The sequence below is a fragment of the Pseudanabaena minima str. Chao 2107 genome (genome assembly GCF_051131155.1).
In the GTDB taxonomy this organism is placed as follows: Bacteria; Cyanobacteriota; Cyanobacteriia; order Pseudanabaenales; family Pseudanabaenaceae; genus Pseudanabaena; species Pseudanabaena minima.
In genome coordinates this window covers 961,270-983,032 of the sequence record NZ_CP159508.1, presented here as the reverse complement: position 1 = coordinate 983,032, position 21,763 = coordinate 961,270, and the positions used below count along the sequence as shown (strand labels likewise).

16 protein-coding genes and 1 tRNA gene are annotated in these 21,763 nt (G+C 41.2%); 11 read left to right on the top strand and 6 right to left on the bottom strand.

Annotation, left to right across the window (positions count from 1 at the left end; translation table 11 throughout):
• Positions 1-96: 96 nt before the first annotated feature.
• Positions 97-3,060, top strand: coding sequence for an AAA family ATPase (locus ABM313_RS04225; protein ID WP_434686447.1), 2,964 nt, complete (start codon positions 97-99; stop codon positions 3,058-3,060).
• Between the two features lie 2 nt (positions 3,061-3,062).
• Complete coding sequence (locus ABM313_RS04220; RefSeq protein WP_434686446.1) at positions 3,063-3,962, top strand: hypothetical protein; 900 nt, start codon at positions 3,063-3,065, stop codon at positions 3,960-3,962.
• Here ABM313_RS04220 and ABM313_RS04215 read toward each other — a convergent pair.
• From ABM313_RS04215 to glyA, 3 genes are all read right to left on the bottom strand, one after another.
• Positions 3,946-4,080, bottom strand: coding sequence for a hypothetical protein (locus ABM313_RS04215; RefSeq protein ID WP_434686445.1), 135 nt, complete (start codon positions 4,078-4,080; stop codon positions 3,946-3,948). The two genes, ABM313_RS04220 and ABM313_RS04215, sit on opposite strands and share 17 nt — an antisense overlap.
• A 125-nt stretch (positions 4,081-4,205) precedes the next feature.
• Complete coding sequence (locus tag ABM313_RS04210) at positions 4,206-4,322, bottom strand: ribbon-helix-helix domain-containing protein (RefSeq protein WP_434686444.1); 117 nt, start codon at positions 4,320-4,322, stop codon at positions 4,206-4,208.
• A 62-nt stretch (positions 4,323-4,384) separates the two neighbouring features.
• Positions 4,385-5,683: a serine hydroxymethyltransferase gene (gene glyA / locus ABM313_RS04205; RefSeq protein WP_434686443.1), complete on the bottom strand. Its 1,299-nt coding sequence runs from the start codon at positions 5,681-5,683 to the stop codon at positions 4,385-4,387.
• Between the two features lie 153 nt (positions 5,684-5,836).
• Here glyA and ABM313_RS04200 point away from each other — a divergent pair, with 153 nt between their 5' ends.
• From ABM313_RS04200 to ABM313_RS04180, 5 genes are all read left to right on the top strand, one after another.
• Positions 5,837-6,934: a WD40 repeat domain-containing protein gene (locus tag ABM313_RS04200; RefSeq protein ID WP_434686442.1), complete on the top strand. Its 1,098-nt coding sequence runs from the start codon at positions 5,837-5,839 to the stop codon at positions 6,932-6,934.
• A gap of 108 nt (positions 6,935-7,042) precedes the next feature.
• A tRNA-Ser gene (locus tag ABM313_RS04195) sits at positions 7,043-7,129 on the top strand.
• 211 nt (positions 7,130-7,340) lie between these two features.
• Positions 7,341-9,848 carry a VIT domain-containing protein gene (locus tag ABM313_RS04190; protein ID WP_434686441.1) on the top strand — a complete coding sequence of 836 codons (2,508 nt, stop codon included), beginning with the start codon at positions 7,341-7,343 and terminating at the stop codon, positions 9,846-9,848.
• A gap of 1,221 nt (positions 9,849-11,069) precedes the next feature.
• Complete coding sequence (locus tag ABM313_RS04185; protein WP_434686440.1) at positions 11,070-12,083, top strand: ABC transporter substrate-binding protein; 1,014 nt, start codon at positions 11,070-11,072, stop codon at positions 12,081-12,083.
• Positions 12,084-12,159: 76 nt separating this feature from the next.
• Positions 12,160-15,213, top strand: a complete 3,054-nt coding sequence (locus ABM313_RS04180) for a response regulator (RefSeq protein ID WP_434686439.1) — start codon at positions 12,160-12,162, stop codon at positions 15,211-15,213.
• Here the strand turns inward: ABM313_RS04180 and lipA are convergent.
• Positions 15,205-16,086 (bottom strand): lipoyl synthase, encoded by an 882-nt coding sequence (gene lipA / locus ABM313_RS04175; protein ID WP_434686438.1) that lies wholly within the window; start codon positions 16,084-16,086, stop codon positions 15,205-15,207. The genes ABM313_RS04180 and lipA overlap by 9 nt on opposite strands.
• Positions 16,087-16,668: 582 nt before the next feature.
• Between lipA and nrdR the strand changes: the two genes are divergently transcribed.
• Together nrdR and ABM313_RS04165 are read left to right on the top strand one after the other, a co-directional pair.
• Positions 16,669-17,121 (top strand): transcriptional regulator NrdR, encoded by a 453-nt coding sequence (gene nrdR, locus ABM313_RS04170; protein WP_434686437.1) that lies wholly within the window; start codon positions 16,669-16,671, stop codon positions 17,119-17,121.
• 180 nt (positions 17,122-17,301) lie between these two features.
• Positions 17,302-17,610, top strand: a complete 309-nt coding sequence (locus ABM313_RS04165; RefSeq protein ID WP_040689531.1) for a DUF3155 domain-containing protein — start codon at positions 17,302-17,304, stop codon at positions 17,608-17,610.
• A gap of 674 nt (positions 17,611-18,284) precedes the next feature.
• On the opposite strand, the gene ABM313_RS04160 is transcribed toward ABM313_RS04165, so the two are convergent.
• Positions 18,285-18,497: a hypothetical protein gene (locus tag ABM313_RS04160; protein WP_094535383.1), complete on the bottom strand. Its 213-nt coding sequence runs from the start codon at positions 18,495-18,497 to the stop codon at positions 18,285-18,287.
• A gap of 246 nt (positions 18,498-18,743) precedes the next feature.
• Positions 18,744-19,166, bottom strand: coding sequence for a hypothetical protein (locus tag ABM313_RS04155; RefSeq protein WP_434686436.1), 423 nt, complete (start codon positions 19,164-19,166; stop codon positions 18,744-18,746).
• Positions 19,167-19,256: 90 nt separating this feature from the next.
• Here ABM313_RS04155 and ABM313_RS04150 point away from each other — a divergent pair, with 90 nt between their 5' ends.
• Entirely contained in the window at positions 19,257-20,033 is a 777-nt protein-coding gene (locus ABM313_RS04150; protein ID WP_434686435.1) for a WecB/TagA/CpsF family glycosyltransferase, read from the top strand.
• A gap of 266 nt (positions 20,034-20,299) precedes the next feature.
• Positions 20,300-21,763, top strand: coding sequence for a sugar transferase (locus tag ABM313_RS04145; protein WP_434686434.1), 1,464 nt, complete (start codon positions 20,300-20,302; stop codon positions 21,761-21,763).

Sequence of the window (21,763 nt, the reverse complement as noted above, 5' to 3'; positions counted from 1 at the left end):
TAAACTACAATATGAGAAAAGGGGTGTGCAATTGAGTTAAAGTCAATATGCAACCTGATAGCAACTTTTATACCTCAAATCTCAATCAGTAAACCTATGTCTTCCTTGCCATTACAACCTGCGACAGATTTGCGTACAGCCTATCGCGTATGTGATGTAAAGCCTTTGGAAGGTGATGATCTTGATCGCTATTACGCCCAGCTAGGAGAAGCTCGTAAGAGTGAGTCGATGATCAATATCAGCACGATGCTTGATTTGCAGGATGAGCAGGAATTTAGCACGATTTTATTCACAGGGCATCGCGGCTGCGGTAAAAGTACTGAGTTGCGTCTGTTAGAAAGAAATTGGCGATCGCAATATCACGTTATTTATCTAGAAACCGATGAAGTGACTGATATTAGCGATGTGGAATATACCGATCTATATCTGTTGGTTGCTCAGTATGTGGAGTATGCGTTACGCAAATTAGGAATTCAGTTAGATCGAGGTATTCTTAAAGATCTTGAGGATTGGTTTTCAGATATTACACTGGAAACGGAACAGACTGTCGAAAGTTCGATTTCTCTAGCAGAGGAAGTGACATTGGCTGTCGAAAGCCTATTTCCAATTCCTTTTTTATCTAAACTCCTTGCCAAGCTAACTTCACAAATTAAAGGTAGTCCACAAGGCAAAAAATATATTCGCAATGTCCTAAAAACAGACTCCTCAAGATTAAAATTTATAATTAATCTTCTACTTGATGATGCTACACAAAAAATAAGACATCAGCAACCAGAATGTAAAGGGATTTTGTTGATTTTTGACAACCTTGATCGCTGTTCTCCCAATGTGGCAAGCAATTTATTTTTTGACCATGCTTCTCAATTGCAAGACCTGCGAACAAATGTTATTTACACTGTACCAATTTCGGCTGTGTATTCATCACAAGGTATTGCTAATAGCTTTAACAAACCATCAATTCTACCGATAGTAAGTATTTATGAGTTTAAGACTGGACAAAGCCAACTAAATCACAATTTACAAGGTATCCATGCCCTAGTAAGTTTAATTGGAAAGCGTATTAATATAAAAAAAGTCTTTGCGGTTGAAAATGTTTTAATTGAACTAATTCGCTTTAGTGGAGGTCACATTCGTCAATTAATACAAATGGTTCGTGAAGCTTGTGTAACAGCTATTGGTCGAGGGCATGAAAGCATTCAAATTGAGGATGTTAACTATGTCATTAAGCAACTTCAGTTTACTTTCGAACGTGTGATTTCTGAACAACATTACTCTACACTTGCCTATATTTATGTATTCAAACAATTTTCAAAAGATGATATTGGACAAATACTCATTTCTAATATGTCAGTTTTAGAATATAGTGAAGAAAAATGTTGGTACTATCCTCATCCAACTATCATACAAATAGATTCTTTTCAACGCGCTCTTAAAAATCTGAAGTCAAAGTTAAGTAAGATAAAAAATGGGATTTCGCAGAATCAAACATTAATGGGGCAAGTTTGGCGAAACTTATTGATTTCAGAAATAGAGTTAATTAATATTCGTTGCTTTGAATACTTAAATATCAGTCTCTTTGAGGGTGATAGTGTATCAAACTGGCTCATGGTATTAGGGGATAATGCAGCAGGAAAAACAACATTACTAAGAAGTGTAGCAATAGGAATCAGTAACCCAAGTGATGCATCAGCGATCATTCAGTCTTTGTCTGGAGGTTTCATTCGGCAGGGGGCTGATGAAGGTTCTATCAAGATAGTATTACGTGATATCTCAAAAACAAAAACTCCATTACTAAAATCACAACGCTTATACAGGGCTTTGCTTAATGCTTTCCCTACAAATTCTAAGCTTTCAATACTTAGAGATTCTTTGAATATAGATCCTAATGCAATATCTCCTTATCAAGGTTTGGCTGAGCAAGTTGAAGAATTAATTAAGTGGGCAGAAAAGTCAACTAAGTTAGATGAGATAATTGAGATTGCTCTAAAACTCAATCCTAATAATGATTCTTTAAAGCATCTTGATCAAGAGGAACAGACACATACTTATACGATTACTACGAAAATCATTAGGCAATCAGAAGATAGTGAAATTGTTACTCAGAAAATTGATCCAGAAATTGATTTTCTGTGGTCAGATATTTTTGTATGTGGTTACGGAGCAAATCGTACTACCCAAACTTACACAAACCATGAAGGCTACCGTACCCTTGATGCTGTGCAATCCTTGTTTACCTCCCAAGTCTCTTTTCAAGATCCAGAAATAGTTTTACGGCGGCGCAGCGATGAAGTCCGCAAGCAAATTGAACAACAATTACTCAAAGTGCTGATGCTTGATGACCATGCCGAATATCAGTTTCATTACAGCGATCGCGGTATTGAAGTCGATGGACCTTGGGGTAGACAGCCACTTGCCGCGCTCAGTGATGGCTATCGTAGCACTAGCCAATGGTTGCTTGATTTTATGGGTTGGGCGGTTCATGCCAATCGACTAACAGAAAACGGAAATATTGGCGGCATTCTACTCATTGATGAAATTGAACAGCATTTACATCCTCTCTGGCAGCGTCACTTTGTGCAGCGTTTGCATGAGATGTTTCCTAATACTCAAATTATTGCTTCGACGCATACACCTCTAGCAGCTTCAGGAGTCGCTGATATTGATAGTGGTCTTCTAGTGAAACTAGATCGTAGCCCTGAGAATGGGGTTCAAGCTAAGCTGATTAACAAGGAAGAACTATATGGTAAACGTGCCGATCAGGTACTGACTTCAGAGGCTTTTGGTCTATTTACCAGCCGTAATCAAGGCAGTTTGACTGATATTGATCGCTACTCTGAACTACTTGGTCATACTGAGCTAACAGAACTAGAAGAAATTGAATTGCAAGAATTACGAGAAAAGTTGCAAGAAAGCCTTCAAGATGGGGAAAATGCTACAGAAAGGTTAATCAGGCGAGAAGTGGAATCTGCTATTGAGAAAACAGCAAGCGATATTACACCTGAATTGCTAGAGCTAGAGATTAATAAACACCTACAACAGCTTTCTAATCAGAGGGCTTAGAGGTGAGGAAAATCTTTGTTCAGGAGCCAGATAGTGACATCTGGAAAAAGTGGATTCGTGACTGTCAAGAGGAAACCCAAAAGGCGATAGATTCAGTTACTAAAGGCGAAAACCCAAAAATTAACGAGAAACTATACAAAAGAGATAGTATTAAAAAGAGCTATTTTGTTACTAAAGGCGCACCATTTTACGGTCGCTGTACCTATTGTGAAAGCCCAATTAAAGACAACCAATATCCTCAAGTCGAGCATTTTCGCCCCAAGGCAGGAATTATGGATGAGAATCGTAAAGTGATTAATTTAAAGGATGAGAATGGAATTGATACAGGGGAACCCCACCCTGGCTATTACTGGTTAGCCTATGATTGGCGCAATCTACTTCCTTCTTGTGCAATATGTAATCAGCCTAAAAGTACACTCTTTCCCGTTGTTGGACGACACGCTCAAGCTCCTAATGAGGAAATCAACGAAAAACCCCTACTGATTAATCCAATCAGCGAATTAGAAGATGATAATCCAGAGCTTCATCTATCTGTTGATCCCCACACTGGGATTATGTCTCCTGTAAATGACAGTCTTCGGGGTGCAATGTGTATCAAGCTTTTTAGGCTTAATGAGCGAGAGCAGTTAGTTGACGAACGAAAAAAGATACGCAGAATCACTAACACTATGGTTACGGAACTATACGAAGCACTACAAAAAACTGGTGATCCAACCTATTCAGAAAGGCAAGCTTATCAAGAAATAATCAAATGCTATGAAGAGCTTATTGGTGTCTTTAAAGGTAGTCAACCATATACTGCGGCTTATTTGAGCATATTGCGACAAAAAGGTTTCACAATTGAGTGGCTTCAGAAAAAATGCGAGATATTTCAAGATCTTCTTTCTAACCTTGATGACTAGCGGCGATCGTATAAATCCTTAAAAAATCCTTTTCTTGATTACCGTTTGCCAGAATATAATTTGCTTGTCGTCTGATATCTTGAGTTGCGCGATCTCTTACAATCTCTTGAAAAGCCATACTCATTATTGACCCAATACTGATCGCCGCAAATCTTTCCAGTAAGTAGTGGTTAAGGGTTCAGCTTCCGAGTCTAGCCATTCTTGCAACAAACTAGCTAGTTTAGTTTGAGCTTCCTTTCGCTATCAATCTTGCTGCAACAAAGATAGAAAATAATCTCCTACATTGGCATAATTCCCAGACTGAATCTGGACTTCAACATAAGATTCTAGTTCTTTAGGTATTGAGAAACTTACATTCATAAACGTTCAATATGTGCCTATCAAAAGAGAAAGGGAGGCTTTGCGTCCCTTTCTATTTGAGATTAGACTGCTAGAGCAGGTTCTTTGGCATTAATTGTCGGATACTCTAGTTCAGGATAGAGAGGGAAGCGATCGCATAGAGCTTGAACTCTAGCAATGCAATCCGCTTGAACAGTATCACTGTCTGGGCTTAGTAGGCGATCGGCAATGATATTACCAATTTCGCGGAAGTCAACTTCCTTCAATCCGCGAGAAGTCATCGCAGGAGAGCCGAGACGCAAACCACTGGTCACAAAAGGTGATTCAGGATCGAAGGGAACTGTATTTTTGTTAGCAGTGATATTGATACCACTTACTAATAGGTCAGCAACCTTGCCAGTCATACCGATAGAGCGGAGATCGACCAGCAACAAGTGGTTGTCAGTACCATTGGAAACCAGTTTCAAACCACGTTCTTGTAATTGAGCGGCAAGAGCTTGTGAGTTCGCAATTACTTGTCCAGAATAAGTTTTAAACTCAGGACGCAATGCTTCACCAAAGGCGACAGCTTTTGCGGCAATCACATGTTCGAGGGGACCACCTTGCGAGCCAGGGAAAACTGACTTATCAAATTTCTTACCAAGGGCAGCATCACGAGTCATGATCAAACCACCACGAGGACCACGCAGAGTTTTGTGGGTGGTAGTAGTGACAACATCGCAATAGGGAATAGGGTTAGGGTGATGTCCAGAGGCAACTAATCCCGCAATGTGAGCGATATCTGCCATCAGGTATGCGCCCACTTCATCAGCGATCGCACGGAACTTAGCAAAATCAATAATCCTTGGATATGCCGAGTAACCACAGATAATTAATTTGGGCTTATGTTGCAAGGCAAGATCGCGAATTAAATCAAAATCTAACTGCTCAGTTTCTTTATTTAAGCCGTAATGGACTTTGTTAAACCAGAGTCCTGACACATTCACAGGTGAGCCGTGGGTCAAATGACCGCCATGGGACAAGTCCATGCCCAAGAAGGTATCCCCTGGTTTGAGCAGGGTTAGGAATACCGCGAAGTTTGCCTGTGCGCCAGAGTGGGGCTGGACATTCGCATGGGCTGCACCAAATAATTCTTTGATGCGCTCAATGGCGATCGATTCGATCTCGTCTACAAATTCACAACCACCGTAATAGCGCTTGTTAGGTAGTCCTTCGGCATATTTGTTGGTCAATACTGATCCCTGTGCTGCCATAACCGCAAGGGATGTAAAATTTTCGCTGGCAATTAATTCGATATTATTGCGCTGTCTCTCGATTTCTTTGCCGATAAAGCCTGCGACAAGGGGATCGGATGCGGCGAGGATGGGAAACAAGTTGGTCATTTTGCTAAGCTTCTGTGCTGATTGTCTGAAATTTGGTTTAAAGCGGTGCTGGGTTAGCAGGAACAAAAACACCCATCAAATTATGCTAGCACGCGGTGATAGGTAGCGCTTTGCACTGAGTTAAAATCCATATGCAGACAAAAAACAATCACTATGCCCAAGCCGAAGACAACTCTAATCCTCAACCCTAAACCTCAATCACAAATCACGCTCAGTGAATATATCACCGCGATCGCTTGGTCACCCAATAGCAAATATCTTGCCGCTGCCACTGCATCAGGTGAAATTGTCCTTTTTGATGAGGTGATCGCAGGACATAATCTTGCCACCAAGCAAACGGAATTACAAGGACTAACGGAAGTTTCGGTAGATTGTCTGGACTTTTCGGCAGATAGTCTCTGGCTGGCGGCAGGAGGTCAAGATGGCAAGGTGCGTGTATGGAAATTAGATGGGGAGCAACCAGCGATCGCCGCAACGCTTGATCTTGGCAAAACATGGATCGAGCATCTGGTTTGGCATCCTACTCGCCCCGAATTTGCCTTTAGCTTCGGCAAATATGTGCAGATCTGGAGTGCGGAGACTCTGGATATTGTCACGACTTTGCATTTTGAGCAGTCAACGGTTTTAGCGATCGCATGGCATCCGAGCGGTGAGTATCTCTCCGTTGGTGGTGATGGTGGGCTTAAAGTCTGGTCAGCTAAAGATTGGTACGAAGATCCAGTTCAGTTTGAAATGCCGACTGCGACTGCCAAACTAGTTTGGGATCGTGCAGGAGAATATCTGGTAGCAAGTACCCTCGATAACTTGGTGGTGGTGATGCAATGGTTAGGTACTGACTTTGATGCTTCTCCTTGGCGAATGCAGGGCTTTCCAGGTAAGATTCGCTCCTTTGATTGGTCTGCTAGCAAAACTTCGCCGCTACTGTCTTCCTCTAGCGGTTCTGATGTAGTCGTGTGGGAAAAGCACCCTGATCTGAATATTGGCTGGGAAGGTGAAGTGATCAAAGGTCATAACAGCACCGTGGGCTTTGTTGCCTTTAAGCCCAAGACCGAAGTCCTTGCCTCAGCCGATGAAAATGGCAGGATTGCGATTTGGAAAAATGCGAAGGATTGGGTACAGGCTTTAGAAACGCCAATGGGTGAGATCACCGCTTTGCAATGGCAACCACAGGGCAAAAAGTTAGCCGCCGCCAATGCTGATGGAGAACTAATGCTCTGGACTGAATCATCACAGGGTAAAGGGTTTCGGTAAGTAAAAGGCAGCACTTCGTGCTGCCTTTTACTTTCTTGGTTTTAAATCACACATACCGTGATATCATTACAACTGCTTTGCTTACCAAAGACGCTACAAAAGATATTTGGAGAGGTGGCAGAGTGGTTGAATGCGTCTGACTCGAAATCAGATTTAGGGTCACACCTAACGGGAGTTCGAATCTCCCCCTCTCCGTAAGTACAAAAAAGCGGTTACTGCCTAGCAGCAACCGCTTTTTTATGTGCCAAAAAATGCTTTTTGCCACCATTTTGATTTTTGTTGTTACGAAAATTGCAACTGAGAAACTAACCATCAATATTGGTGGGAGACTCAATCCTAGGAAATATTAATACCTTGCCGAACTGTTTAGCTTAAGGATGCAGTAGGCAATGAGGAGCGAATTACCATGAAATCGATCAAGCCTATCTACATAGCTATCCCTTTGACGATCGCCTTTGCAGGTGTGATTGCCCACCGTACATTGGCTCAGTCCAACCCAACGAATCAACCTTTGCCAACTCCTAGCTCAATGGTCAAATCAGGAACTATGGAACCAGTCAGCGATCGCCGTTCTAGCAATGAATCAACCAAAGATCGTCCTGTCAGTGGGCTATATGTGCAAACATCAGATCGCAAGCAACAAGCTTTTACCCTGACCAATACTGATGTCAAAGGAAAAATATCTGGCAACATTTCGCGAGTGGAAGTCACCCAAACTTTTCAGAATCCCTATGACAAACCACTAGAAGCTATCTATGTATTTCCATTGCCCGATCAAGCGGCTGTCGATGATATGGAAATAAAGATCGGCGATCGCGTGATTAAAGGTGATATCAAAAAAAGGGAAGAAGCCAAAGAAATCTATGATCAAGCCAGAAAAGAAGGACGTACCGCAGGTTTACTAGAGCAAGAACGCGATAATATCTTCACGCAGTCTCTGGCAAATATTAAACCTGGGGAACAAATTAAGGTGACAATTCGCTACACCGAAAGCTTGAAATTTGAACAGGGTGATTATGAATTTGTATTTCCGATGGTGGTAGGTCCTCGCTATATCCCAGGACAATTGATCGATCCTAAGGGCAATACAATCCAAGTTCCCGATGCTTCACGGATTAATCCTCCTGTCCTGCGACCTGAAACGCGATCGGGCAATGATATTACTGTCAGTCTGCAAATTGATGCAGGTGTTCCCATTCGTAATCTTTACTCTACTTCTCATCGCATTGATGTCCAGAACAATGGCGAAACTGTGCAGCTAAAACTTGCCTCTGGCGATAACATTCCCAACAAAGACTTGATTGTGCGCTACAAAGTCAGTGGTGATCGCACAGTTCCTACGGTTCTCACTACAAATACCGATCAAGGCTCACATTTTGCTACCTATTTGATTCCAGCGATCGCCTATCGCGCTGACCAAATCGTGCCGAAGGATGTTGTCTTCTTGATGGATACATCAGGTTCTCAATCAGGTGATCCGATTATCAAATCAAGAGAACTGATGCGTCGGTTTATCAATGGATTGAATCCTAACGATACATTTACAATAATTGACTTCTCTAACACCACTCGTCAGCTTTCGAGCTATCCTTTACAAAACAACGCTATTAACCGCCAGAAAGCAATGAAATACATCGATCAAGTCGATGCGAACGGTGGTACAGAATTAATGAATGGCATCAATGCGGTGACAAAATTTCCCACTGCATCGGATGGACGGATTCGCAGTGTGGTCTTGATTACGGATGGATACATTGGCAATGACAACGAAGTAATCGCAGCCGTGCAGAAAAATCTCAAACCAGGGAATCGTCTCTACAGTTTTGGCGTTGGTAGTTCTGTCAACCGCTACTTGCTGGAGCGAGTTGCCGAAATGGGAAGAGGCACAGCGCAAGTAGTACGTCAAGATGAGCCAACTCAAGAAGTTGCCGAAAAATTCTTCCGTCAGATTAATAATCCTGTGCTCACAAATATTCAAGTGAAATGGGAAGGAGAGGGTGCAGTTCCCGAAATCTATCCCAGCAACGTTCCCGACTTGTTTGCTGAGCAACCTTTAGTTCTGTTTGGGAAAAAAGGCGATCGCGTTAATGGCAAGCTCAAAATCACAGGTATTGCCGCAGGTGGTGAACGCTACGAACAAACCCTTAACGTGAATTTTGATGATGTCAATAGCAATCTTGGCATTGCCCAGCTATGGGGACGCGCCCGCATTAAAGACTTAATGAATCAAATGTTTGGTGGTGAAGTCAAGTCTCTGGTTGACGCAGTTACCCAGACCGCGCTCAACTATCGCTTACTATCGCAGTACACCGCCTTTGTCGCTGTGAGTGATGAAGTGCGTGTCAATCCTGATGGTAGCAAAATGACTGTTCAAGTTCCTGTCGAATTGCCTCAGGGTGTCGATTTTGGTATGACATCAGGAGAGATGGCAAATAATCAAACTCTCAAACCTGCGGCTCCAATTCCTTCAGCTTTACCACAACAATCTTTTATCACTTCTGGAAGATTGCAAGGAGGAGCCGTTACTGGCAGTGATCAGCTTAACCTAAGACTGAGAACTGGTATTGATGGTGCAAATAGTCCTGCGGAACCTACGACGGTAAGCAAACAAGCACCTAACTCACAGGTGCAAGTGGTCAATATCACAGGGCTTACAGGTGTAGATGCAAATCTTGCTAAGCAAGCGATCGCTCAACAATTGCAGTCAATCAATCTTCCATCTGGATTCAAAGGCACTATAGTTTTAGAGATTCCCATCCAAAATGGTAGATTGACAAGGTTTGTACTGGATGATGTCGCTTCGACCGTAAAAGACAAAAATCTTGTGGAGATGATCAAGCGATCGCTGCAAAACGTTGTCTTGCCATCGACAGCAAAAGGTACGATGCGTCTGACATTAAGTATAAAAGCATAAATGTTAAAAAAACATACAGTTGCGCCCCTGCGGGGCGCAACTGTATGTTTTTTAACGTGAGTTCGATATCACCATTTGCGGCGTGCTTCGCACGCCGCAAATGGCGAAAAATGGTAAAAATCGCTTAGCGATTTTTACCATTTTTCGATTTCGTCGAACTGACGTTTTTTTAACAAGGTGGCGCTTTGAACTACCTTGTTTAGGTAATGAGTAGATAAGACCAATTCATGAAAGTGCTGCCATACTTTTGTAAATTAAAAACCAAACCCAGTGAGGGTTTTAGAAACACAAAATGGCTATGCCATTTTGTACTTTGGTATAAAGCGTGATCTAGGCATCTGCTCAAAATACAAAAGATAAATGGTGGTGCGAAGCCCCGCCATTTATCTTTTGTATTTTCATGTTTTTAGTAAAACTTATATAGCAGTCCTATATCATTTGTGGATTTTTTGGGTTTGTGGAAGGACACCCCAATGGGGTGTCCTTCCACAAACCATTTAGGATTGCTATATTACTCATTGTTATATATGTGCAATATGTGGATCTTTTTGCGAGCGTCTATGTTATTGTAAATACAGGGAATAGGATACATAAATCAATTAGAAATCGGCAAAACCTTATGGTTTTTATGATTTGTATATGAGTTTTATGTAGTAATTTGAGTTAACCGTGGGTATGGAATTTATTTAGATACGTCGCATTTAATTAGGCACTTTCGTGTAGTCTAGAAATCGCTAGATTCTAGGCTGGGTTGTACGTTCCTCTATAAAATTTATAATGAATGATTAACTTGCAAAAGTAATAATCATTCATTTTTTGCTTAGGTGATTTGCAATAGAGCCTGTTGAGACTTCAAGTATTACAGAGAAATTTTTGAAAGAGTTGCGAAATTACCTTTTAAAAATTTCTCAAGGCAACTGGAGTTTTAATTCAGTGCAAAGCGCTGTATCTAATTGAATGAACTCCAGCAGTAAAATTCCTCATTATTCTCAGTTCCTCTTAAGAGACTATTTACAGTTTTGTGTGCTTTCTTGAAGTTTAGAAGAATTAAAAAAATCTTCTGAACTATGTAACATCTAATACTATGAGAATCACTTTATAACTATAAATAATGATCATTTGTTAGTAGAAGATGAAGGGCATTTAAACAATTACACTGCTGTAGTTGCAAGGGGAGGAAGAAAAGTACAAATATTAAATTTGGTTAGTAATGACAAAAACATGAAATTAAATAATCTTTTTAGGTTTGTAATCATCATTCTGATTACTGCCTTAACTGCGATCGCAATCAAAGGTTGTAGTTTGAATCAAGCGGGAGCATTAAAACCATTTAAGGTGGGGCTAAATAGTTGGGCTGGTTATCAAATTGCTTTGTACGCCAAAGAGGCGGGGCTGTTTCGCAAGCATGGTTTAGATGTAGAGCTTGTCAAATTTCTCAATCAGCAAGATAACATCCGAGCCACGATGCGTGGTTCTCAAGAAGCGAGTTTTGTACCTTTGCCAGAAGTAATGCAAGTTGATACTTCCGATGATAAGCCTGTTGTTGTGATGGTTGTCGATGTTTCTGCTGGCTCCGATGGAATTGCTGCAAGTCCTGATATCAGCTCCGTAAAAGATTTGAAAGGCAAAAAAGTCAGTGCCAAATTCAGTACTGTTTCACATTTGATTTTACTCGAAGCGCTTCAAGCAAATCAAATGAAACCAGAAGATGTAGAAGTTATCGATGTGATCAATGAACGAGCAGTAAACATGCTTAAAAAAGGCGAGATCAGTGCAGCTACCCTATGGGAACCTTTGATGCAAAGCACTGCTAAAGCTGTGGGAGGTAAGGTCATTTACACCACAGCAGATGTAGATAGTCTTGTAATTGATGGTTTAGCAACCCGATCTAATCTCATCACTGCTAAACAGGATGAGCTAGTGCGTTTTATTGAGACTTGGTTTGATGCGATCGCTGCCGTGGAGACTAAACCACAGGAAGTTTTTGCCTCAATTGCCAAACAACTTGGGATGACAACTGAAGCATTTGCTGAAGACTATAAAGGTCTAAAAAAAGGTGACCTAGCGATGAATCGGCGCATGTTTGAAGGTGGGCGCTTACAAGATGCTTATCTAAAGACTCGTGAATTGTTGTTATCAGATCCTCGCCACGGTCGAGATATACGCAATGATATAAAGATTAATGGTGAGCTAGTCAAAAAAGCCAGTAATAATTGGCAGGGGCATAAAACATAAAATCACCATCATAGGAAAACTGCAATAAAGTGCACGAATTCTCAATCTATCTTCGAGATATCGGCTTTGTATAATCATGAAAAAACTCATTCAATCCCCTAAGCACAGAATCTCTAAGCAATTACTGCTTGGGTTTGGTCTATCCCTAGCGGTGATAGGAGTGACTGCTTTATCTATTATCTATATATCTCTCAAATTTAATTTAGATGAGCAAGTACACCAACGCGCTAAAACGATTACTCAGGGGATTGAATTTGCTAGTGAAGGGTTGATTGAAGACGATGAAACCTTTCTCTTAGAACGGCTTATCCAGAACTATGCCACACTGCCAGCAGTAGTAGAGATATCAATAGTTGATCCTAGTGGTAATTTACTTGCCCATAGTCGTAAGCTGGATCTGATGGGGACAAATATTGCCTATGCAGATTTTCACCCTGCGTTTGTTTCCCATTTGCAGCAAGCATCGCATAATGGCACAGCAGTAGATATCCATACTACTTTAGAAGGAAAATCTGTCATAGTTCAATTTTTGCCTTTTACTAGCAATGTATTTAATGAGTTAAGGAAAAATCCATCCCAAAAGCCATCACAATCAAATAAATATCGTGGCGTGGTGATCGTAGCGATGGATCTCCAAGCAATGGAAAATGAAGCGTTGAAAAATGCTTTATGGTCGATCTTGGCGATGTCATTTAGTGGCGTAGTAATTTTACTATTTATGGGTTGGTTAATTCGTCATTTAGTACTCAGCCCTTTAGCAAAGATTCAGTTAGCGATCGCGGATAATGAAAAACAGGAAAAATTTATTTTGCCTGTTTTACCTAACAATGAAATTGGTTTTTTAGGTTCGACATTGGCTTCAGTCTTGGAGGAAGTAAAAGATTATAAACAGATGGAGTTGGATATCGCTGAGAGGAAATATGCAGAGATTGCCCAACACTATGAATTAGCTACTAACGCCGCTAAAGTATGGATATGGGATTGGGATGCTCAGACAGGTATATTTGTTTTAGAGTGCGGGGTTAAAGAATGGCTTGGCTATGATGGTTGTCAAGTCCCAATTCACTTTGATGATTGGCTAACAAATATTCACATTGACGATCGCGAACTTTTTAGAAATACATTTCAGATACATTTAGAAGGAGAGACTTCGGAGTTCTCTTGTGAACATCGTCTTCTTAATGCTGATGGTAAGCCCCATTGGTTTTTATCACGCGGTGAGAAAGTACTGGATGATAAAAATCAAGTAATCGGAGCGCTCGGCACGATTACTGATATTGAGGAAATTAAACAAGCAGAAAGATTAATTCGTAAACAAGCAGAACGAGAATTTGTGATCCGAGAAATCACTCAAAACATAAGAAAAACTCTCGATCTTAAAACTATTTTTCAGACTACTGTGGAGGAAATCAGGAGCTTTCTGAAGGCGGATCGCGTTGGTATTTTCGAGTTCTATCCTGACTCTAAATTTAATGATGGAGAATTCGTAGCCGAATCAGTCTTGCCTAAATTTATATCTGCAATGACAGTCAAAATCCACGATCATTGTTTTGGAGAGCAATATGCCCCATTGTATGAACAAGGCAAAATACAGTCTGTCAGTGATATTCATAATGCAGGGCTAAGCGATTGCCATATTCAGGTCTTATCACAATTTCAAATATGTGCAAATCTGGTTGTGCCGTTGCTGAAGTCTGATAAATTATGGGGATTGCTATGCATTCATCAATGTGATAGTCCTCGCAAGTGGGAGGAGATGGAAATTGATTTCGTAAAACAAATTGCCAACCAACTAGCGATCGCTGTTCAACAAGCGGATCTTTATCAGCAGACTCAAGCTGATTTATTGATCCGCAAACAAACTGAAGCAGAGCTACTCAGAGTCAATGATGAACTCCTTAAAGCTACTAAGCTCAAGGACGAGTTTCTTGCCAACATGAGCCACGAACTCCGCACGCCGCTCAATTCCATATTGGGGCTATCAGAGGTTTTGAAAGAGCAGCTTTTAGGCACATTAAATGACAAGCAATTAAGTGCGATCGGCACAGTGGAATCAAGTGGTACACATCTTCTATCCCTAATTAACGATATTCTCGATCTCTCAAAAATCTCATCAGGAATGATGGAACTCCATGTGGAATTAGTCTCAGTCCAAAATCTCTGTAATTCCAGTTTGGTCTTTGTCAAACAGCTAGCATTTCAAAAGAGAATACAAGTTGCCAGTAGCATTCCCCAAAATATAAACAATATCAAGGTTGAAGAGCGTCGGATCAGGCAGGTGTTGATTAATTTACTCACCAATGCTGTCAAATTTACTCCTAGTGAAGGACATATAAGTCTTCTAGTTGCCTTTGGTCAAGGTGATACATGGCAAGGAGAAGCCGTGATTCCCCAACAAATCAGAACAATGAATTTGCCGATGATAGTATTTCAAGTATTGGATACTGGCATAGGTATTGCCGCTAGTGACTTGCAACGTCTTTTTCAGCCCTTTATACAGGTTAGTAGCAATCTCAACCGTCAGTACGAAGGCACTGGTTTAGGACTTGCTCTAGTCAAGCAAATAGTTGAACTTCATGGTGGTATGGTCATGGCTGAGAGTGTAGTTGGACAATGTAGTCGATTCACTGTGGCTCTGCCCTATGAAATGCAGCAGTCTACTGTCGCGATCGCATCTGAGCCAGTTGCAAGCACTTCATCACCACTCAAAGTAAATAATGAGATGGCGATCGCGCCGCTTATTCTGCTTGCTGAAGACAACGAAGCAAATATCCAAACATTTAAATCCTATCTGACTGCGATCAATTATCGGATAGCGATCGCTAAAAATGGAGAAGAAGCAGTTGCCAAGGCAAAAGAGCAATCTCCAGATATCATCATCATGGACATTCAAATGCCGAAGATGGACGGGTTGGAGGCGATTAGTCTGATTCGTGCTGACTCGCAAACTGCGCCTATTCCCATAATTGCCCTGACTGCTCTAGCAATGGAAGGCGATCATGAAAAATGCCTAAAAGTGGGGGCTAACGAATATTTAACCAAGCCCGTTAAGTTGAAGCAACTGGCCGATAAAATCCAACAGCTTTTAGTAAAGCATGATAAGTCTCAGAATTTAGCTATCCTACACTGACAAATTTTTAGGATACAACTTCATTAATGCTTGGACTTGTTCTGCATGGTAAGAACTGCGCGTAAGCGGTGAAGATACTACCTGTAAAAATCCCATTTTCTCTCCAGCGATTCGCCATGATTCAAACTGCTCAGGCGTGACAAATTCATGCAAAGTTAAATGTTTCGCCGAAGGTTGTAAATATTGACCGATGGTAATAATATCGCAATCCACTGCTCTCAAATCACGCATCACTTCCAAAACCTCTTCATTGGTTTCGCTCATGCCCACCATAATCCCCGACTTGGTATAGACCCAAGGTGCGATTTCACGAGCGCGACGCAGTAGCTCTAAACTACGCTGATATTCTCCCTGTGGACGCACGCGACGATAAAGCCGTGGCACAGTCTCTGTATTGTGATTAAGCACATGAGGACGCGCCGCCAAAATTGTCTCTAAAGCTTCCCAATTAGCACAAAGATCGGGAATCAGCAGCTCAATTGTAGTTTGTGGCATCAATTTGCGGATTTCTTCAATGCATCGCACAAACTGAGATGCTCCCCCATCGGGTAAATCATCACGGTTAACGGAAGTAACGACGACATGCTTTAGATTCATCCTTTGCACCGCTTCACCCAAATTAATGGGTTCCATCGGATCAAGAGCTTGAGGCTTCTTCTCAAAGTCAATATCGCAGTAAGGACAAGCGCGAGTACAAGCTGGCCCCATAATCAAAAAGGTGGCAGTACCTTGGTTAAAGCATTCACCAATGTTTGGACAAGATGCTTCTTCGCAAACAGTATTTAGTCCCAAGTCACGCAAGACTTCTTTAACATTGCCAACACGCTCCCACTGTGGGGCTTTAACCCGCAACCAATCTGGTTTGACCGCCATATTTGTGATTACCTAAAGATCTAGCTTATGCAGATCATGCAATTTTTGTAACGTTTTGTATTTTAACGCAATTACTCCTTTCCCATCCAAGAATTAGTGGTGCGGCGCTTCGCGCTGCACCACTAATTCTTGGGCTTTACTATGACAATCTTAAAGGGGTTATGAGAGTGCGCCCCTTCGGGGCGCACTCTCATAACCCTCCAAATATCGCTAGATCTACTTTGAGATTGGCAAGACAGTATTACTCAAACCTTTAACTGATGTTACGTGGAAGGAATTCTTGCGATGGCGTAAGTCTAGGGCTGGCACGGGGGCGCAGCCCTTACAAGATATAAAATTTACAGGTAGGGGCAATCCCCCCGTGGTTGCCCTGTTATGCTAGCAGCAAGAGTTTCATTATCTGAGTTCCACGTAACATCAGCTGTAACAAGAGATTTTTTGAAAGCGTTACTTTGCAACGCTTTCAAAAAATCTCTTGTTCTTTTTATAGGTAATTGCTGCCCACTATAATTTACAGTTATATAGATAGAGTAAAGCTTTGCTAGCTCTCTCTATTGCAAACACCACATTTTGAGATATGTCATGCTCTGTCCGTTTTGTCAGCATACCGATAGCCGCGTTTTAGAATCTCGTTCGGCAGAGGCAGGCTGTAGTATTCGACGCAGGCGCGAATGTCTTAATTGTCAGCGTCGGTTTACCACCTACGAACGCATCGAGTTTGTGCCAATCACTGTTGTGAAACGGGATGGAGCCAGTGAGTCCTTTGATCGCTCCAAGCTTTTGCGAGGTATGATTCGTGCCTGTGAGAAAACGGGCGTATTACAAACAACTCTAGAATCAATCATTGATGAAATCGAAGCGCAATTACAAGTACGCGATCGCCATCAAGTATCAAGCGTAGAAATTGGAGAAATGGTGTTGCAATACTTACAAGATGTTAGCGAAGTTGCCTATGTGAGATTTGCTTCAGTATATCGACAGTTTAAAGGGGTACGAGATTTTGCTGAAGCTTTAAATCATTTTGCCGCAAATTAACAATATTTTTAGATTTACTTGCAAGAAATTGACCAAATACTGTATCAGGCTGTGGTACACAAAAACGCTAGTGACAAAAATTTGTAAAGAAAAGTTGAAATTTCTTATTTACCCTAGCTATAATAACAATGTTTTTGTAATCCCGATCGCATTTCAGGGTCTAAATTAGGAGGTATTGATTTGGCAAGGAGACGTAAGCGGAAGAGTAGACGTCGCCAAGAAGGGCGCAAAATCCTAGAACATATTCCTCAATTTAGTATCGATAGCGGTGAAGATAAGCCTGTGACGGCTGCACGTAAGTACATTCATACACATGGCATTCTTCCTCCAGCACTGTTGCTTGTAAGACGTAACGAACATACAACAGATCGATACTTCTGGGCAGAAAAAGGACTATTCGGAGCACAGTATGTTGAAGAAAATCACTTCTTGTTCCCTAGCCTTAAACCACCCGAAGAAAGAGAAGTTGCACTAGCTGGATGTAGATAAGTTTTTATCAGTCTAACAGAGCAACAAAAAATCTCGCTTTTTCGGTTCCACTTTTGCAGCACTTTATATTTATGAACGCTTATCTTTTCTAAAAGCGATTTTCATCGTGAAACATTAGAATGTGTTGGAGTTTATTTGTAAATTGCTGTAAAAAGTAGATATCTACGTAAGTGTATTTGATTGGTTGTCTTATTAAATATACTTAAGAAATTCACAGTTACCCAAGTAACTGAAAATGGGGATTTTATTTGTCGGTATAAATATTAACTGTTGAATTCTTTTATTACATCTTCCAGAAGTGGCATTTCATTTCACTTTTGGTTTTTTTGATAATTCGACAAAAAAGCAGATGAGCGTGAAGCATTCATCTGCTTTTTGTTTTTTCTGAGCTAATAGAACCTCAGTTCGAGTTAGTTGCAAAGCTACTAGAGATGGTTCGCGGCGCGAACCATCTCTAGTAGCCAAAATGGTAAAAGCCTCGCTTCGCGAGGCTTTTACCATTTTTTGCCATTTGCGTTGTGCGAAGTACGCTGCAAATGGCTATATCGAAATCACGTTAAATAAAAAAGAGCAAACCTAAGTTTGCTCTTTTTTATTTAAAATTTGGTTTATTTAACTTAGTAGTTGATCGATCTTCAATGTCAAGCATAGAGGAAACCCCAAGAAGTTGTTCGCTAAGCGTTTACAACTTCATTACTAGTTGTTTTTTTCCAACCTCTAGGCAACTTCAGGTCATCAGGATCGACGTAATGACAAGCATAGTCATCTAAACAAATCAAAGCCCAACCATTACCATCGATATTAACCAGTTTGTAGGAAGCCTCTAGCACAAAGAAGCCTTTGTGGTTGCGGGTGTCGGGCTTAACTCTAACGTTTTCTAAGATCATTTTATTAACTTCCTTCTAAATAAAAAAATTGACACTTAACTGTAATTAAAAAATTAGCAGCTTCAGTTATTTATATTTAGGTAGCCTAACACCCTTGACAAAAATCATGTGTTAAGTTTTTCTGACATAAAAGCAATAGGTATGAAGTTATGTAATGTTAGATAAAGTTATTTGCTGTATTCAATAGATTTCTATTAACAAATTTTGACAATAAACAGAAATTAACCAGAAATTGCCGATTATAGATTAATTCAATACCCAATCTCTAACCTTTTCAAGGGCTTTCCAGTCTGGGCGACGACGCAGCCCCTCTTCAAAATTCTCAACAATTTCTGGCTTAATATCTTTCAAAATCATTAGCCAGTTTTGAGCAGCTTCAACTTGCTCGCGGACACCCTTCTGAGATAGCTCTAGCATCGCGATCGCCAAATTAATATGACCTTGAGGATCTTCGGGGGCAATTTTGACAGCTTTTTGCGCTGCCTTGACAGCAAGTTTAGCGTTATTGTCTAGCAAATATAACCAAGACAAACAAATCCAGCCGCTAGCAACTTTGGGCTGACGATCGCATACTTTTTCAAACACAGGAATTAAGGTTGCCGCAGATTCACCTTGCTTGTAGCGTTCTAAACCTTGAGTGAATAAATCTTCTGCAATTTCTGTATTCATTGAGCGAATCAAAACTCCAAAGCCGTATTTTTTGCCTTAGCGATATTAGCATAAAGTGGCATCAAAACTCACCAGCCCAAAACTGTACTTATGAGCCAGCGTATATCGATTATTGATGTGGGGATTGACACGACTAGCTATGTAGATACTTGCGATCGCATTACATTGCTTGCTCAGCAAAATCAATCTAGTTATATTGTGGCGGCTAACGTTCATGTGGTGATGACGGCTTACTGGAATCATAGCTATCGCCAAGTATTAGCTAACGCGGAAATTGTAACCCCTGACGGAATGCCACTGGTATGGGGCTTGCGATCGCTAGGAGTAAAAGATCAACAGCGAGTCTATGGACCAGATTTGATGCTGGCTCTATGCGATCGCGCAGCACAGGAAAATATATCTATTTATTTATTTGGCGCAACGGTCGAAACACTTAACAAATTAGAGCAGAACTTAAAATCTCGCTTTCCAGATTTGGCGATCGCGGGTAAACATGCCCCACCATATTTCGAGATTAATGATCCTAACTTTGAATCACAACTAACTGAAGATATGCAACTTATTGCTAAGTCGGGTGCAAAAGTTGTATTTATCGCGCTTGGTTGTCCTAAGCAGGAATTTTGGATGAGCCACGCCCATCATCACTTGGATGCTGTAATGGTTGGGGTTGGTGCTGCCTTTGATTTTCATAGTGGCAAGATTTCACAAGCTCCACGTTGGATGATGGCGATCGGCTTGGAGTGGTTATATCGCTTTAGTCAAGAGCCAGCACGTTTGTGGCAGCGTTATTTGATTAATAATCCCTGCTTTGTAATTTTGTTTTGCCTCCAACATTTACGCCGAATTTTTCAAGATCCCAAAAGATGAATGGCGGTGCGGTGCGCCGCCATTCATCTTTTGGGATTGGATTTTGTCTTAATATGCAAGTGGTGAAATCATTTGCAGTCTTAAAAAATAGGGCTTCGACTTCGCTCAGCCAGCAGTACACGCTGGCTGAGCGAAGTCGAAGCCTCTCTCAACTCATTTAGTACCATACATGTCCAAACTAATTCCGAGTTTGGGCAAGATAAATGAACTGAGACTTAATAAGAAAAATTTGTGATGCACAATCAGGTTAAGAGCAGAAGAGGGATATGAGAGTGAGTAGCGATCGCCAATCAGCTAAGAAACAATCCGATAAGCATGTCAAAAAATATGACATTCGGGCTGGCAATCAGCGCAAATGGTCTATGGGCGAGTTCAACTGGTTGCGATCGCTATTACTAATTACTAGCGATATCTTGGGGTTAGGTATCGCTTGGAGAGTATCTTGGAACCTGAAGCAAGGCTTTTCGCCTTTGCCACCAGAACTGAATTGGGGAGAATTTGCAGGATTAACAGGGTTGTTTTGGGCTTTTGCGGCGGCGATCGTCACATTATTTGCTTATCACAACTTTTATCGAGGTGAGTCCCAATGGCGCAACTACGTAAAGCAAGCCCAAGTTATTAGCAGTGTCTATATGGCTTCCTTGGTGATCAGTTATTTTCACGACCCTACAGTGGATGCTCCGCGATCGCTATTTTTCCCAGCATGGGTTGGTAGTGTGATCATGATTATCGGATTACGATTGCTATTGACTTTGCTCTTCGACCAGTTTCCGATCGCCAGAATTCATACACCTGTGTTTATCATTGCACCTAGCGATCGCCTTTCTTACTTAGCTAACATTATCGAAAAAAGGACAGGTTACAAAGTGGTTGGGGTGCTTACCTCTTCCCTCGCTAATACCTCACACTCCATGCAATGTATTATTAATTCTGGAGCAAAGGAAGTAATAGCAGAAGGATTACCCGAAACTCAACTAGCTTCTCAATTATATTGGCAACTCCGTAATGCAGGAATAGGGCTAAGGTTAATACCATCTAGCTTAATGCTGCTACATCGACGTGGTACTCCAGAGATTTTTGCATCAATGCCGATGATTCGGATTGAGTCGTCACTGCTGGCAAACTGGGAATATATCTTTAAGCGCTGTTTAGATTTGGTTGCGGCATTTATCGGATTGATTGTCTTATCGCCTGTATTTATAGGAATAGCGATCGCCATTAAGACCAGTTCCAAAGGGAGTATATTCTACACTCAAGATCGAGTAGGACTACAGGGGCAATCATTCCGCATGTGGAAATTTCGTAGCATGTTTATGGATGCTGATCGCCGACAAGCTGAACTAGAGCATCTTAACAAAAGTTCCGATGGTGTCATGTTCAAAATTGAACGTGATCCACGCATTATTCCAATTGGTCATTTTTTACGCTGTACTAGTCTTGACGAGCTTCCACAACTATTTAATGTTTTACTTGGACAGATGAGTCTTGTTGGTCCCAGACCTTTGCCTGTTAGGGACGTGGCGAGATTTACCAATTGGCATCATACGCGCCATCTAGTTATGCCAGGGATTACAGGGTTATGGCAAATTTCGGGGCGATCGGATTTAGATACTATTGATGATGTGGCAAAGTTAGATCTGTTTTATATAGATCGCTGGTCATTAAACTTCGATTTAGAGATTCTGATTGAGACTTTACGTTTAATTTTGTTTGGTAAAGGTGCTTATTAA

What these genes read in the sequence shown, in the direction of transcription:
- ABM313_RS04225 (WP_434686447.1), top strand. Translation starts at nt 97, where the DNA reads ATGTCTTCCTTGCCATTACAACCTGCGACAGATTTGCGTACAGCCTAT.
- ABM313_RS04215 (WP_434686445.1), bottom strand. Translation starts at nt 4,080, where the DNA reads ATGGCTTTTCAAGAGATTGTAAGAGATCGCGCAACTCAAGATATCAGA.
- ABM313_RS04210 (WP_434686444.1), bottom strand. Translation starts at nt 4,322, where the DNA reads ATGAATGTAAGTTTCTCAATACCTAAAGAACTAGAATCTTATGTTGAA.
- glyA (WP_434686443.1), bottom strand. Translation starts at nt 5,683, where the DNA reads ATGACCAACTTGTTTCCCATCCTCGCCGCATCCGATCCCCTTGTCGCA.
- ABM313_RS04200 (WP_434686442.1), top strand. Translation starts at nt 5,837, where the DNA reads ATGCCCAAGCCGAAGACAACTCTAATCCTCAACCCTAAACCTCAATCA.
- ABM313_RS04190 (WP_434686441.1), top strand. Translation starts at nt 7,341, where the DNA reads ATGAAATCGATCAAGCCTATCTACATAGCTATCCCTTTGACGATCGCC.
- ABM313_RS04185 (WP_434686440.1), top strand. Translation starts at nt 11,070, where the DNA reads ATGAAATTAAATAATCTTTTTAGGTTTGTAATCATCATTCTGATTACT.
- ABM313_RS04180 (WP_434686439.1), top strand. Translation starts at nt 12,160, where the DNA reads ATGAAAAAACTCATTCAATCCCCTAAGCACAGAATCTCTAAGCAATTA.
- lipA (WP_434686438.1), bottom strand. Translation starts at nt 16,086, where the DNA reads ATGGCGGTCAAACCAGATTGGTTGCGGGTTAAAGCCCCACAGTGGGAG.
- nrdR (WP_434686437.1), top strand. Translation starts at nt 16,669, where the DNA reads ATGCTCTGTCCGTTTTGTCAGCATACCGATAGCCGCGTTTTAGAATCT.
- ABM313_RS04160 (WP_094535383.1), bottom strand. Translation starts at nt 18,497, where the DNA reads ATGATCTTAGAAAACGTTAGAGTTAAGCCCGACACCCGCAACCACAAA.
- ABM313_RS04155 (WP_434686436.1), bottom strand. Translation starts at nt 19,166, where the DNA reads ATGAATACAGAAATTGCAGAAGATTTATTCACTCAAGGTTTAGAACGC.
- ABM313_RS04150 (WP_434686435.1), top strand. Translation starts at nt 19,257, where the DNA reads ATGAGCCAGCGTATATCGATTATTGATGTGGGGATTGACACGACTAGC.
- ABM313_RS04145 (WP_434686434.1), top strand. Translation starts at nt 20,300, where the DNA reads ATGAGAGTGAGTAGCGATCGCCAATCAGCTAAGAAACAATCCGATAAG.